This is a genomic window from Altererythrobacter sp. CAU 1644 (assembly GCF_029623755.1).
Lineage (GTDB): Bacteria > Pseudomonadota > Alphaproteobacteria > Sphingomonadales > Sphingomonadaceae > Erythrobacter > Erythrobacter arenosus.
Window position 1 is genome coordinate 1419303 of sequence record NZ_CP121106.1, and the last position, 14334, is coordinate 1433636.

General features: G+C 62.4%; 13 protein-coding genes. 12 read left to right on the forward strand and 1 reads right to left on the reverse strand.

Going from position 1 to position 14334, the window contains the following annotated elements; genetic code table 11:
- Nucleotides 1–21 precede the first annotated feature (21 nt).
- On the reverse strand, nucleotides 22–1614 hold the full coding sequence (locus tag P7228_RS07005; protein ID WP_278017494.1) for a TIR domain-containing protein: 1593 nt from the start codon (nucleotides 1612–1614) through the stop codon (nucleotides 22–24).
- Between the two features lie 750 nt (nucleotides 1615–2364).
- On the opposite strand from P7228_RS07005, the gene rpmI reads away from it, so the two are divergent.
- From rpmI to P7228_RS07065, 12 genes are all read left to right on the forward strand, one after another.
- Nucleotides 2365–2568 carry a 50S ribosomal protein L35 gene (rpmI, locus tag P7228_RS07010; RefSeq protein ID WP_067693021.1) on the forward strand — a complete coding sequence of 68 codons (204 nt, stop codon included), beginning with the start codon at nucleotides 2365–2367 and terminating at the stop codon, nucleotides 2566–2568.
- Nucleotides 2569–2591: 23 nt separating this feature from the next.
- Complete coding sequence (gene rplT / locus P7228_RS07015) at nucleotides 2592–2951, forward strand: 50S ribosomal protein L20 (RefSeq protein WP_278017495.1); 360 nt, start codon at nucleotides 2592–2594, stop codon at nucleotides 2949–2951.
- A gap of 236 nt (nucleotides 2952–3187) precedes the next feature.
- Nucleotides 3188–3949, forward strand: coding sequence for a helix-turn-helix domain-containing protein (locus P7228_RS07020; RefSeq protein WP_278017496.1), 762 nt, complete (start codon nucleotides 3188–3190; stop codon nucleotides 3947–3949).
- A gap of 78 nt (nucleotides 3950–4027) precedes the next feature.
- Nucleotides 4028–4957 (forward strand): helix-turn-helix domain-containing protein, encoded by a 930-nt coding sequence (locus P7228_RS07025; protein WP_278017497.1) that lies wholly within the window; start codon nucleotides 4028–4030, stop codon nucleotides 4955–4957.
- Between the two features lie 69 nt (nucleotides 4958–5026).
- Nucleotides 5027–6145, forward strand: coding sequence for a phenylalanine--tRNA ligase subunit alpha (gene pheS / locus P7228_RS07030; RefSeq protein WP_278017498.1), 1119 nt, complete (start codon nucleotides 5027–5029; stop codon nucleotides 6143–6145).
- Complete coding sequence (pheT, locus tag P7228_RS07035) at nucleotides 6142–8532, forward strand: phenylalanine--tRNA ligase subunit beta (RefSeq protein ID WP_278017499.1); 2391 nt, start codon at nucleotides 6142–6144, stop codon at nucleotides 8530–8532. Before pheS ends, pheT begins: the two co-directional genes overlap by 4 nt.
- Nucleotides 8533–8551: 19 nt before the next feature.
- Nucleotides 8552–10084 carry a peptide chain release factor 3 gene (locus tag P7228_RS07040; RefSeq protein WP_278017500.1) on the forward strand — a complete coding sequence of 511 codons (1533 nt, stop codon included), beginning with the start codon at nucleotides 8552–8554 and terminating at the stop codon, nucleotides 10082–10084.
- Between the two features lie 37 nt (nucleotides 10085–10121).
- Nucleotides 10122–10991, forward strand: coding sequence for an alpha/beta fold hydrolase (locus P7228_RS07045; RefSeq protein WP_278017501.1), 870 nt, complete (start codon nucleotides 10122–10124; stop codon nucleotides 10989–10991).
- Nucleotides 10991–11566, forward strand: a complete 576-nt coding sequence (locus tag P7228_RS07050; protein ID WP_278017502.1) for a pyridoxamine 5'-phosphate oxidase family protein — start codon at nucleotides 10991–10993, stop codon at nucleotides 11564–11566. The genes P7228_RS07045 and P7228_RS07050 overlap by 1 nt, the downstream gene beginning before the upstream one ends.
- 18 nt (nucleotides 11567–11584) lie before the next feature.
- Nucleotides 11585–12283 (forward strand): endonuclease/exonuclease/phosphatase family protein, encoded by a 699-nt coding sequence (locus P7228_RS07055; RefSeq protein ID WP_278017503.1) that lies wholly within the window; start codon nucleotides 11585–11587, stop codon nucleotides 12281–12283.
- 150 nt (nucleotides 12284–12433) lie between these two features.
- A complete protein-coding gene (locus P7228_RS07060) occupies nucleotides 12434–12772 on the forward strand; it encodes a P-II family nitrogen regulator (protein ID WP_278017504.1) in 339 nt (112 codons plus the stop codon).
- 21 nt (nucleotides 12773–12793) lie between these two features.
- The gene (locus P7228_RS07065) at nucleotides 12794–14131 is read left to right on the forward strand and encodes an ammonium transporter (RefSeq protein ID WP_278017505.1); all 1338 of its coding nucleotides are present in this window, start codon (nucleotides 12794–12796) and stop codon (nucleotides 14129–14131) included.
- Nucleotides 14132–14334: the final 203 nt, after the last annotated feature.

Genomic DNA, 14334 nt, shown 5'->3' on the forward strand with positions numbered 1-14334 from the left:
ATCAACTATCGAAGAGTTGGCTTAGACATCAGCTCCAGCGAGCTTCAATCCCGAACGAAGCATTTCTCGCGCTTCGCTATCTCGGAACCAGTTCAGAAACCTCACTAGTTGCATTTCCGGCTTTATCTGCGCCAACGCCGTTCGAGCCGCGTCCATTTCTCCCAGATGGGCACCACTTGCCGCAGCAACCATAAGGGCGGGAGTAAAGTTCTCTCTGCGAAACGAGATCTCGTTCGCCCGTTCGGCTGCTAGAGCATATTCGCCAAGCTCGAAGTGACACGCCATTTGTGCCGCCAAGACGTAGATATCACCTTCCCAGTTTGGATTGAGCCGGATGGCGGTATCGATGTGTCTCCTGGATGCCTCGGTCTTTTGTCCCTGGAAGGCATTGATGCAGCCCAGCGTAATGAACAGTGACGGATTATTGGGCGTTTTCGCCAAAAATCGTTTGGCCATGGCTTCAAGTGGAGCAAGATCGCCACCAAGAGTCATTATCGCCATAAACAGAAACTGGTGAGTGGTAGAATCCTGTTCTGCGCCGCGCATAGCTTTGGCCGCATGATCTAGTGCCCGGCGATGAACCTCATCCAAGTCCCAGTCTCCTTTCTCCATATAAAGGGTGGCATAGTGGCGAGCTGCAAGAGCGTGAGCGATTGCCAGATGCGGTTCGAGCGTGAGGGCTTTTTCCGCATATCCGAGAGCCAGTTTGATGGAATCCGGGTCAAGGTTCGCGATGAGCGCGATTGATTTTAGGACCAGATCTGCTGCCGAGTGATGAGCCTCTGCAGAATTCTGCAATCGAATGACTTCGGCCTTGAAAATATGTGACGAAAGCTGCGCTTCAATGGTCGAAGCAATCTGTTCCTGAAGCGCGAACTCATCCTCCCTGGCTCCATCGAACCGCTCAAACCAGAGTTGTTTACCGTCGCTCGACTGGACCAGTTTGAATGTTACACGCAGCCTGTCGGCCGAACCGCGCACACTTCCTTCAAGCCGGTAAGGTGTATCGTGGCCTGCAGCTTCAACCAGCATTGTGTTGGAAAGGGACGCTAATCGACCGCGTATCTCCTCATCGAGGCCTTCGATAAATGTCCGCTGATCCTTTGCGGCGCTGAGATCGGCAAAAGGCAGCAAGGCTAGCTTGGCTGATTCGGATTTGCCGTTGACGGATTTCGATGGCTGCGCGCTCGCCAGCGGAACTTTCTCGACCAACAGGTCCTTTCCGACAAGCGATTGCACATCGTGCACAAAACTCCGCCAAGCCGAGTCTTCCTCAGCTCCTCGCCAATGGCCAAGATCAGCCGTCTGGGTGAGCTCAAACATGATCGGTAGTTCGCACGGTTCGATCATCACGGGCATCAGTGTTTTGTTGCGATCCGCGACGGTCGCTTCGGCGCGAACCCATCGGGACGCGACCGAACTCTTTGACCATAACACGACGACCGATTTCGCGCCGCGCAAGGCCGCTTCGATTGCTTCGTCGAATGCCTCGCCCGAACGAATGGCGGTGTCCCACCAGACGTCGAATCCTTCCTTCGCAAAAGCGTCGGCAAACACCTTTACTCGCTCCGCATCCCGGCGGCTGTAAGAGAGGAAGACATCGGGCGCGGGCAAAAACAGGCTCCAAGGAATGCAATAGCAACTCCCACCCAACCACAGATGATGTGGCGCTGGCAATCTCCACACCAATGTAGCTGGCCAACCCCCGCGCCTTCGTCGCCCCAATCGGAAGCTCCTTGCGCGAGACAATTGATGAGGAGAATCAACTCTGCCCTAGGTCCGCAAATGCTTCGCTAGAGGACGATGAAATGCGGCGATCGATCGGGCCGCTGTCGGTTTCTGCGCTGCGGCGCTTAAGCTTTCCTACCCGGCATGCGAGCAGCTATCGTCCGAGTGGCTCTTTCCAATCGTCGATCCCCACAAGCAATGGCGCGTTTCCGCAAGGGTTACGGTCCTGCGTGTCTGAGGGTCACACTCTGGCCGGCGAGGTTGACACATTTGCACAGCGACGGTCACGGTTTCGCGCCAAAAGTCACACTTTGCGCGGTCTACAGTCACACAAAGGCGCTTTCGCCCTTGGACCGTGTTCCAAGTGTTCCATCAAGTAGGAATCCAGCAACCCGGCAAGGGTGGGAATCGACGCCCAAGGCGTCGCAAGGGCGACTGCCCGCCCGCAGCGACCGAAGGGAGCGAGGAAAGCCAAGCGAGCGGAGGCGAGCGCCGGCGCTTGAGGCGCAAACAAGCTTGCATTTCGCGCGAGAATCGCTATTTCGCGCGCCTTCACCGACACATGAATCGGAGATTGGCCTGGCCGAAAGGGCTGCCAGGGCTAATCGGATGTGTCTCTGACTTTAGGAGATGAAAATGCCCAAGCTGAAGACCAAGAGCGGTGTGAAGAAGCGCTTCAAGATCACCGCAACCGGCAAGGTCAAGCACGGCGTCGCTGGCAAGCGTCACCGCCTGATCAGCCACAATGCGAAGTATATTCGCCAGAACCGCGGCACCACTGTCCTGTCGGAAGCCGACAGCAAGACAGTGAAGAAATGGGCCCCCTACGGCCTCGACTGAGCCAGGTTTAAGGAGAACACGAAATGCCTCGCATCAAACGCGGCGTCACCACGCGCCAGAAGCACAAGCGGCTACTCGACCAGGCCAAGGGCTATCGCGGTCGTCGCAAGAACACCATTCGCGTTGCACGTCAGGCCGTCGAAAAGGCCGGCCAGTACGCCTATCGCGACCGCAAGGTTAAGAAGCGCAACTTCCGCGCCCTGTGGATCCAGCGCATCAATGCGGCGGTCCGCGCCGAAGGCCTGACCTATTCGCAGTTCATGCACGGCGCCAAGCTCGCCGGCATCGAACTCGACCGCAAGGTGATGGCCGATCTCGCCATGAACGAAGGCGCTGCCTTCAAGGCCGTGATCGAGCAGGCCAAGAAGGCGCTGCCCGCCTAAGCCTCGCCAAACGAGACAAGCAAGGGCGTCGGGACTTCGGTTTCGGCGCCCTTTGCATTTGTATATTTGCGCCAAATCGGCCATGTCTGATGGTCATGGAAGGGTTCGCTGCGTCCAGCGGAAGCGACAACACGAACTATAAGGTCGGCTGCCGCTTCTTTGCTCCACCGGAAGAATTCCGGGGCTGCTTCACGACATTCTATCAACTCGATCTTGAGGTTGCTGGCGGCGGGACCGTGAGCGACTATTTGCAGCCGGAGTGGTCGAACCTGCGCTTTTTCTGCGGCGCGCTGCCCATGTCTCGCATCCCGGGCCGTGAGATCCTTGCGGCGACGGACTTTACCGCGACCGGTCCCAGCAGCCTCCCGGTCCAGTTCGAACTCGGTTCGTGCCGTATGTGGGGCATCGGTCTGCTGCCGCTCGGCTGGTCGCGGCTGTTCGGTGTCCAGGCCAGCTCGCTCGCCAACGTGATTTGCGACGGCCGCAAGCATCCGGCCTTTGCCAAATTTGCGGAACTCGCCGAGGTTCTGTGCGAAGATTCCTGCAGCCCGGAAGAGCAGTGCGATGCGATCGTCGAAACGATGCGCAAGCTGATGAAGCCGTCGCGCGACGAGGACAAGATCGTCACGGTGCACCGCGTGCTGGTCGAGGACAAGCCCATCAACGTGAAGGAGTTCGCGGAACTCGCCGGGCTGAGCATTCGGTCGCTCGAACGACTGTGCCATCGCTATTTCGGGTTTCCGCCCAAGCTGCTCATGCGGCGCCAGCGCTTTGTCAGGACCCTCGCCACCTTCATGCTTCACCCAGGCGGCAAGTGGACCGAGGCCATGGACGAGGAATATCACGACCAGGCCCAGTTCAGCCGGGAGTTCCGCGAATTCATGACCATGAATCCAAGCGAATACGCCGCTTTGGAACACCCTGTCCTGGCGGCCTTCATGGAGGAACGGGCGCGGGTGTGGGGTTCTCCGGCGCAGGCGCTCGACCGCCCGGGATAATCCAGACGGGTTTGGCCTTGATGCTTTTGTAACAAGCGCATAACGCCCGCGGGTGAACTCGGCAGCGTTGGCTGGTGCATGGATCGCGTGAGTAACGAGGGGCGCCACATTTCTCAGCAGCAGATGTTCTCGGCTTCGCCCAGGGTCCACTTCGCCCTGCCGAGCGAGAAGCTGCGCCCTTTCGTCACGACCTTGTACCTGTGCGAGTACAACCCGGCTGATCCGGCGGCGTGGATCGAGGATTATTTTCACCCCGAATGGGCCAATCTGCGCATAGTGCGCCAAGCTTCGTGGATTGCACCTGCCGGGGCGAAGGAACTCCAGCCGTCCAAGGATTTCGCCGTGAGCGGCCCGACCATGCGCGCCTCGCGCTTCCGCATGGGCCGGGGCAGCACCTGGGGGATCGGGCTGATGCCGTTGGGCTGGGCTAAATTTATCGACGCATCGGCCGAAGAATTCGCGAACCGTTTCGTCGACGGTCTGTCCGAACCTGCCTTTGCCGCCTTCGCGCCGCTGGCTGAACGGCTGTTGGCGGAAGAAGGCGATTTCGCCAGCGGCCTGGCGCTGATCGAGGAACACTTGCTCGGCCTGCTCGATCGGCCGCTCGAGCACGAAAGGGCAATATTGGCGGTCAACGCGGCACTGGTCGACCCGGGCATCGACACGGTCTCCCAACTAGCCGAGGCGGCTGGAATGGGGGTCCGGACGCTCGAACGCATGTCGCACCGCGCCTTCGGCTTTTCGCCCAAGCTGCTGCTTCGGCGGCAGCGATTCCTGCGCTCGCTGGCGCAATACATGCTCGATCCCTCGCTCAAATGGCTTGGCGCCATCGACTCGCACTTCCACGACCAGGCCCATTTTACCCGCGAGTTTCGCTTCTTCATGGGCATGACGCCCAGCGCCTATGCCAAGCTCGACCATCCGCTGCTGGGCGCTGCCGCAAGGGCGAGGGCGGAGATCGCGGGAGAGGCGATGCAGGTGCTCCACGAGCCCAAGGCGACGCGCTGACCATTCGCGCTTTGCCTTGCGGGCGATTTGGCGCTAGCGGGGCGCCCTTCACGTAAGAAATTTGGCGCAATGACGGAAATGAATGCACAGAAGGATGCGGCGCTCGCTGCGATCGCCGCGGCGGAGACGCTCGACGCGCTCGAAGAGCAGCGCGTTGCCGCGCTCGGCAAGAAGGGTTGGGTGAGTCTCGCGCTGAAGACGCTGGGGCAGATCAGCCCCGATGAACGCCAGCAGGCAGCGCCGGCAATCCAGGCGATCCGCGCCGAAGTGTCCGACGCGCTCGCGGCGAAGAAGGACGCGCTGGAAAGCGCCGCGCTCGATGCGCAGCTTTCCGGCGAAACGCTCGACCTGACCCTGCCGGCGCCGCAAGCGCCGCGCGGCACCGTGCATCCGGTCAGCCAGGTGATGGACGAGCTGGCGGAAATCTTTGCCGACCTCGGCTTTGCTGTCGCCACCGGCCCCGAGATCGAGGACGACTGGCACAATTTCACCGCGCTCAACATGGATGAGAGCCATCCCGCGCGCGCGATGCACGACACCTTCTACTTCCCCGATCGCGACGCGGAGGGGCACCAGATGCTGCTGCGCACGCACACCTCGCCGGTGCAGATCCGCACCAAGAAGGAAGTCGCGAAGGCAAATCCCGGTGGCGCTCCGATCCGCATCATCGCGCCCGGCCGCGTCTATCGCAGCGACAGCGATGCGACGCACACCCCGATGTTCCACCAGATCGAGGGACTGGTGATCGACCGCGACATCCATCTCGGCCATCTCAAATGGACCCTCGAGACCTTCCTCAAGGCGTTCTTTGAGCGCGAGGACATCGTCCTGCGCCTGCGTCCGAGCTACTTCCCCTTCACCGAGCCGAGCGTTGAAGTCGATGTCGGCTTCGAAGTGGTGAAAGGCAAGCGCGTGCTTGGCGGCAGCGGCGATGCGCCAGGGCACGGCTGGATGGAGCTGCTCGGAAGCGGCGTGGTCAACCGGCGCGTGATCGAGTTCGCTGGGCTCGACCCAGACCAGTGGCAGGGCTTTGCCTTCGGCGTCGGCGTCGACCGGCTCGCCATGCTCAAATACGGCATGGATGATTTGCGCGCCTTCTTCGACGGCGATGTCCGCTGGCTGCAGCACTACGGCTTTTCGCCCTTCGACCAGCCGACCCTTTCCGCAGGCGTAGGAGCGAAGGCATGAAGTTCTCGCTCGAATGGCTGAAAGACTTCCTCGACACCGATGCCTCGGTGACCGAGATCGCGGCCGCGCTCAACGCGGTGGGGCATGAGGTCGAGGAAATCGAGGATCCCGCCGAGAGGTTCGCGGGCTTCCGTATCGCCAAGGTGCTCACGGCCGACCGCCACCCCGATGCCGACAAGCTGCAGGTCCTCACCGTCGACATGGGCGAGGGTGATCCGCTGCAGGTCGTGTGCGGCGCGCCCAATGCCCGGGCGGGCATGAAGGGCGTGCTGGGCCTGCCCGGCGCGGTCGTTCCGGCCAATGGGATGGAACTGCGCAAGAGCGCCATCCGCGGGATCGAATCGAACGGCATGATGTGTTCGGTGCGCGAGCTTGAGCTTGGCGACGAACACGACGGTATCATCGAGCTACCTGAAGATGCGCCGGTCGGCTCCAGCTTTGCCGACTATCAGTCCGCTTCGCCCGTGTTCGATGTTGCGATCACGCCCAACCGCCCCGATTGCATGGGCGTGATGGGTATCGCGCGCGATCTTGCGGCGGCTGGCCTCGGCACGTTCAAGCCGCTCGATGTCCCGAAGATCGATGGCCAGTATCCCTGTCCGACCGAAATCCGAACCGACGACCCAGAAGGCTGCCCGGCATTCTATGGCCGAGTGATCAGGGGCGTGAGCAACGGCGCATCGCCCGACTGGATGCAGCGCCGGCTGCTCGCCGCGGGGCAGCGCCCGATCAGCGCTCTGGTCGATTGCACAAATTACCTGATGCTCGCGACGGGCCGTCCCGCGCATGTCTACGATCTTGCCAAGCTCGATGGCGCTGTCATCGCGCGCCGCGCCAAGGACGGCGAGACGGTCGAGGCGCTCAACGAGAAGACCTATACGCTCGACGACAGCATGACCGTGATCGCCGACGACAGCGGCGTCCACGACATCGGCGGCATCATGGGTGGCGAGCATTCTGGTGCGAGCGAGAGCACAACCGATGTCCTGCTCGAGATCGCCTATTTCGATCCGGCCCGTATCGGGGTGACGGGGCGCAAGCTCGGCCTTGCGTCGGACGCGCGCACGCGGTTCGAGCGCGGTGTCGATCCGGCCTTTCTCGACCATGGTCTCGCGATACTGACCGATCTGATCATCCGCACCTGCGGCGGCGAGCCGAGCGAGGTCGTGCGGGCGGGTTCTCCGCCGAGCGATCCTCAAGTTGTGCGGTTCGATCCTTCGCTGACGGCGCGGCTTGGCGGCGTCGATGTGGCCGAAGCCGACCAGCGCCGGATTCTCGCGAGCCTCGACTTCGCGGTGGCGGATGACTGGCAGGTCACCTGCCCGCTGCGCCGCCACGATATCGAGGGGCCAGCCGACCTGGTCGAGGAAGTCGTGCGCATTCACGGGCTCGACAAGGTCGAGAGCGTTGCCCTGCCGCGCGTTGACGGTGTCGCAAGGCCGACCGCCACGCCGCAGCAGATGCTCGAGCGCAAGCTGCGCCGCGCGGCCGCAGCGCGCGGCCTCAACGAAGCGGTAACCTGGTCTTTCCTCCCGACCGACGAGGCGGAACATTTTGCCGAGGGCGCGCAGCTCTGGGTGCTCGACAACCCGATTAGCGAAGACATGAAGGCCATGCGGCCCTCGCTGCTGCCCGGCCTGCTCAGCGCGGCGCGGCGCAATCTCGACCGCGGCGCGTCCTGGCTTCGCCTGTTCGAGATCGGGCGCCGCTACTTCCGCGGCAAGGATGGCGCCAGCGATGAGAAGCTGACGCTCGGGATCGTGCTGGCGGGCGACAAGACGCCGCGCGGTTGGGCGAACGGCAAGGCGAGCAGGTTCGATGCTTACGACGCCAAGGGCGAGGCGCTTGCGCTGCTCGAGGCCGCCGGTGCGCCGGTCGACAATCTGATGGTGATGGGCGCGGCCGGCGGCCAGTTCCATCCCGGCCAGTCCGCTACGCTCCGGCTCGGGCCCAAGAACGTGCTCGCGCGCTTTGGCGCACTGCACCCCAAGACGCTGGCAGCCTTCGATGTCGACGGCCCGGCAATGGCGGTCGAGATCTTCCTCGACGCAATTCCGGCGAAGAAGGGGGGCGGCACATTCGCTCGCACCGACTACGCGCCGCCCGCCTTGCAGGCGGTGACGCGCGACTTCGCCTTCCTAGTTCCCTCGGAGGTTGCGGCGGGCGAGCTGCTGCGCACAGTCAGGAATGCCGACAAGGCCAATATCGTCGATGCGCGAATCTTCGACATCTTTGCCGGCCAGGGCGTCCCTGAAGGCAAGAAGTCGGTCGCCATCGAGGTGACGCTGCAGCCGCAGGACAAGAGCTACAAGGACGCCGATCTGAAGGCGATCTCCGACGCGATTGTCGCAGCCGCAGCCAAGCAGGGGGCGGAACTGCGCGGTTGACGCGCGGAGCTGGAGTACCATGTCCAATCGCCGTACCTTCGCGATCATCTCGCACCCTGACGCGGGCAAAACCACGCTGACCGAGAAGCTGCTGCTGCAAGGCGGCGCGATCCACCTTGCTGGCGAGGTCAAGGCGCGCGGGCAGGCCCGCCGTGCGCGCTCCGACTGGATGAAGATCGAGCAGCAGCGCGGCATCTCGGTCACCTCCAGCGTGATGACGTTCGAGAAGGAATATGAAGGCGAGACGATCACCTTCAACCTGCTCGACACGCCGGGGCACGAGGATTTCTCCGAAGACACCTATCGCACGCTGACGGCAGTCGATTCGGCAATCATGGTGATCGACGCCGCCAAGGGGATCGAGCCGCAGACGCGCAAGCTGTTCGAGGTCTGCCGGTTGCGCAGTGTGCCGATCATCACCTTCGTCAACAAGGTCGACCGCGAAGGACGCCCGGTGTTCGAGCTGCTCGACGAGATCGCCGACATGCTGGCGCTCGATGTGTCGCCGCAGATGTATCCGCTCGGCATGGGGGGGCAGTTCGAAGGCATTCTCGACTTCGCGAGCGGCAAGGTCGCGCGTCCGGAAGGCCCGTCGAAGGAATTCGCCGGTCAGCGCGACGACAATGTCGAGCTGGCGGGCGAGATCGCCGAGAATGTCGAACTGGCGCAGATCGGCTATCCCGAGTTCGATCTCGAGGCCTATCGCAATGGCGACCTGACGCCGGTCTATTTCGGCTCGGCGCTCAAGAACTTCGGCGTCGAGGAGCTGATCGACGCGATTGCCCGCTACGCCCCGCCGCCGCGCCCCCAGCCGGCGGGGGAAGAGCAGATCAGCCCCGAGCGCGACGAGGTTACCGGCTTCATCTTCAAGGTGCAGGCCAATATGGACCCCAACCACCGCGATCGCATCGCTTTCATGCGGCAGGTTTCTGGCACCTTCAAACGCGGCATGAAGCTGACCCCGTCAGGCCTCGGCAAGCCGATCGCGATCCATTCGCCGATCCTGTTCTTCGCGCAGGACCGCGAACTGGCCGACACCGCCGAGGCGGGCGACATCATTGGCATTCCCAACCACGGTACCTTGCGCGTGGGCGATACGCTGAGCGAGAAGAACCAGGTTCGCTTCACCGGCCTGCCCAACTTTGCGCCTGAAATCCTGCGCCGTGTGGTGCTCAAGGATCCGACCAAGACCAAGCAGCTCAGGAAGGCGCTCGACGACCTCAGCGAAGAGGGTGTGATCCAGGTCTTCTATCCCGAGATCGGTGGGCAATGGATCGTCGGCGTCGTCGGTCAGCTCCAGCTCGACGTGCTCGTCTCGCGGCTCGAGGCCGAATACAAGGTCGGCGCAAGTCTCGAAGCTTCACCCTTCGCCACGGCAAGGTGGCTCAAGGGCACCGATGCGGCGCTGAAGAATTTCGAGGATTTCAATCGCGCCAATCTAGCCAAGGACCGCGACGGCGACCTGGTGTTCATGGCCAAGAGCCCGTGGGACGTCGGCTATCAGCAAGAGAAGAACCCCGAGCTCACCTTCTCGGCGACCAAAGAAAGGTGAGCTTGCGACTGTCCATGCTTCGCGGCATGGAAGCGGCATGACACTCACCGGCCCGAACTCGCAGACCTTCATTTCGCAGCGTCTCCGGCTCAACTATCTCGATTGGGGCAATCGCGGCAAACCGCCGCTGATCCTCGTTCATGGCGGCCGCGATCACGCGCGCAGCTGGGATTGGGTTGCCGAGGAATTGCGCGAGGACTGGCATGTCGTGGCGATGGACCACCGTGGCCATGGCGATAGCGACTGGGTGAGCGACGGGAACTACAACAGTAGCGACATGGTCTATGACCTCGCCCAGTTGATCCATCAGCTGGGGGTAGGCCCAGTCACCATCGTCAGCCATTCGATGGGTGGCAATGTCTCGTTGCGCTACGCCGGCACCTTCCCCGACATGGTCACCAAGATCGTTGCCATTGAGGGTCTCGGCCCCAGTCCAACACGCCAGCAGGAGATGCGCGAAAAGCCCTATCCCGAGCGGCTGAACGAATGGATCGGCAAGAAGCGCTCCGCTTCGGGCCGCATCCCGCGCAAATACGAGAGCATCGAGGCGGCCTTCGCCCGGATGATCGAGGAAAACTCCTACCTCACCGAAGAGCAGGCGCGTCACCTAACCATCCACGGCGTCAACCGGAACGAGGATGGCACCTATAGCTGGAAGTTCGATCCGCATCTCAACGTCTGGGCGGTTGAGGATATCGCCGACGAATTCATCCAGCAGACCTGGGGGGCGATCACTGCGCCGACGCTGTTGCTCTACGGCGCCGACAGCTGGGCCTCGAACCCCGAGAAGGATGGCCGGATCAAGTATTTCAACAATGCCGAAGTGATCGAGTTCGAAAAGGCAGGTCACTGGCTGCATCATGACCAGTTCGACCGGTTCATGGGCGTTCTGAGGGAGTTTCTCTGATGGCGGATTTCTTCGACGCGCTGAACGACAAGCATGTCGCGATGATCGATAAGCAGCCCATGTTCTTCGTCGCCACTTCGGCACCGATGGGCCGGATCAACCTCAGCCCTAAAGGCTATGACGCGTTCCGGGTGCTCTCGCCCAAGCGGGTTGCCTATCTCGACCTTGGCGGCTCGGGCAACGAGACCCACGCGCATCTCGCCGCCGATGGGCGCATCACGGTGATGTTCTGCAATTTCGACCGGCCTGCACTGATCCTGCGCATCTATGGGCGCGGGGTGCCCGTGTTGCCGCAGGATGATGGCTGGGAGAAGCTCGCCGCCAATTTCACCCTGCTGCCCGGCACGCGGCAGATCTTTGTGATCGATGTCGAAAGCGTCCAGACCAGCTGCGGCTGGGGCGTGCCTTTCATGGAGTTCGAGCGCGAGCGCGAAACGCTCAAGAAGGCGCATGCGCAGTCCGACCCGGGCGAATGGGAAGCCAAGATGGCGACCCGCATTGCGAGCATCGACGGGCTGCCGACACGTGCGACCGATCGCTACATCGCGGGCGAGGTCGGAACGGAAGCCGACTAGGCTCATTGAGCGGGCAGGGTGCAGCTCACTTTCGCCAGCTACAATATTCACAAGGCGGTCGGTCTCGACCGCCGCCGCGATCCCGAGCGGATCATCGCGGTCCTGCGCGAACTCGATGCGGACGTCATCGCCTTGCAGGAAGCCGATCGACGGGTTGGCCAAAGGGCCAGCGTGATCCCGCGTGCGCTGCTGGACGACACCTCGTGGACGGCCGTGCCCGTGGCCAAGCGGCGGCGCAGCCTCGGCTGGCATGGCAACGCCCTGCTGGTGCGGCGTTCGATGACTTGTCTCGCTGCCGGGGCGCTCGAGTTGCCGACGCTGGAGCCGCGCGGCGCAGCCATGGCGGAGCTGTCACTGAACGGGGCGCGAATGCGGGTCATCGGGATGCACCTCGATCTGTCGGGTTTTCGTCGCCGCGACCAGATCCGGGCGATCCTTCATCGGCTGGAGCGCGAGAATGGCGATTTGCCGACCGTGATGATGGGGGATTTCAACCAATGGGGCATCCGGACCGGAGCGATGGACGAGTTCGACGGGGGTTGGCAGATGCTGGCACCCGGGGCGAGCTATCCGGCCCGCCGCCCGATCGCGCGGCTCGACCGGATCATCGCTTCACCAGATTGCCGGGTGGTGGCAGGCGGGGTGCATCACAGCTCCCTCGCAGCGCAGGCCTCGGATCATTTGCCGGTATGGGCCACACTCAAAGTGCCTAAATAACGATCACATGATCAAAAATTAGGCAAAGCCTGTTTCGGTGCCATGCGCCGTGATCAGAAAAGCGTTTTATTACAGCACCCTCCCTGTTTGGCATGGCATTTGCTGCATCTGCGAAAGCCGGGTCTTCCGGTCAAGTAGAAAGGGGCAGGGATGAAATTCATCATCGCCATCATCAAACCGTTCAAGCTCGACGAGGTTCGCGAAGCATTGGGCGGCATCGGCGTCGCAGGGATGACCGTCTCCGAGGTCAAGGGTTTTGGACGCCAGAAAGGCCAGACCGAGATCTATCGTGGCGCCGAATACTCCACCAACATGCTTCCCAAGGTGAAAATCGAGATCGCCGCTGCCGACGAGATCGCACCACAAGTGATCGAAACGATCCAGCAGGTCGCCAGCACCGACTCGATCGGGGACGGCAAGATTTTCATGTTCGACCTTGCCGGCGCGACCCGCATTCGCACCGGCGAGACCGGCGACACCGCGCTGTAGAAATCCATGAGGGGTACAACAATGATCCGCAATTTTGTGCGCGGCCTCGGGGCGCTGGGCGCCTCGACATTCGCCGCATCCGCCGCGCTGGCGCAGGAGGCTGCCGAAGCCGCAGCAGCTGTGCCGAACCCCGGCAACAATGCCTGGATGATGACTGCGACGATCCTCGTCCTGCTGATGATCCTGCCCGGTCTCGCGCTGTTCTACGGCGGTCTGACCCGCTCCAAGAATATGCTCTCGACCATGACCCAGATCGGCGCGACAGCCGCGCTGGCAATGATCATCTGGGTGATGTGGGGCTATTCGCTCGCCTTCGGTGACACCACCTATGAAGGCACGCTCGGCCTCTTCATCAGCGGGGGCAGTTATTTCCTTGCCGGTACCGATGCGAGCAGCACGGCGGCCACCTTCACCGATGAAGTCATCAGCAAATATGTCTTCATCAGTTTCCAGATGACATTCGCCGCGATCACCGCCGCCCTGATCCTGGGCGCGACGGCAGAGCGCATGAAGTTCAGCGCGGTCATGGCTTTCGTGCCGATCTGGCTAACCATCGTCTACTTCCCGATCGCACACATGGTGTGGGCGGGCGGCGGCCTGCTGTTCGAAGACGGCGCGCTCGATTTCGCGGGTGGCACGGTGGTGCACATCAACGCTGGTGTTTCGGGCCTCGTGCTCGCCTACCTGCTCGGCAAGCGTCGCGGCTGGCCCCAGGAGCCGATGATGCCGCACTCGATGACGCTGACCATGGTCGGCACCGGCCTCCTGTGGGTGGGCTGGTTCGGCTTCAATGCCGGCTCGGCACTCGAAGCGGACGGCTCAGCTGGCCTTGCCATGATCAACACTTTCGTCGCCACGGCCGCCGGTGCGCTCGCCTGGATGGTGATCGAGCGTCTTGCCGGACACAAGGGCTCGGCTCTCGGCTTCTGCTCGGGCGTGATCGCCGGCCTCGTCGCCGTCACCCCAGCGGCCGGCAACAGCGGCCCGTTCGGTGCTATCCTGCTCGGCATCCTGAGCGCGGCGATCTGCTACTTCTTCGTCGCCAAGGTGAAGGCCAAGTTCGGCTATGACGACAGCCTCGATGCTTTCGGCATCCACGGCATCGGCGGCATCGTCGGCGCGATCGGCACCGCGGTTGTCTACCAACCATTCCTCGGTGGTCCTGGCGACGGCTCGACCGCGCTTGGCACCCAGCTCGGCATCCAGGTCTTCAGCGTGATAGTCACCATCGCCTGGGCTGCTATCGGCACGCTTGTCGCTGGCATGATCGTGAAGGCTCTGGTCGGCCTCCGGGTCAATGAAGAAGCCGAAGTCGACGGGCTCGACATCTCCGAGCACGGAGAGCGCGCCTACAACTGATCGAAGAGATTGGCGGGGCGGGGATCGCATCCTCTCCCGATACCTGCCCCGCCAACCGATGTTCCTCCTGCGAACAACCGACTGATAAGGGCCGGAGCCAGCCGCTCCGGCCCCTTTTTTGATCTGTTGCAAACTGGTTACAGTCGCGGTCCCTTGAACGCGGGACACGAGAAAGACTCTTGCTCGGAACCCCTCCCAAACGC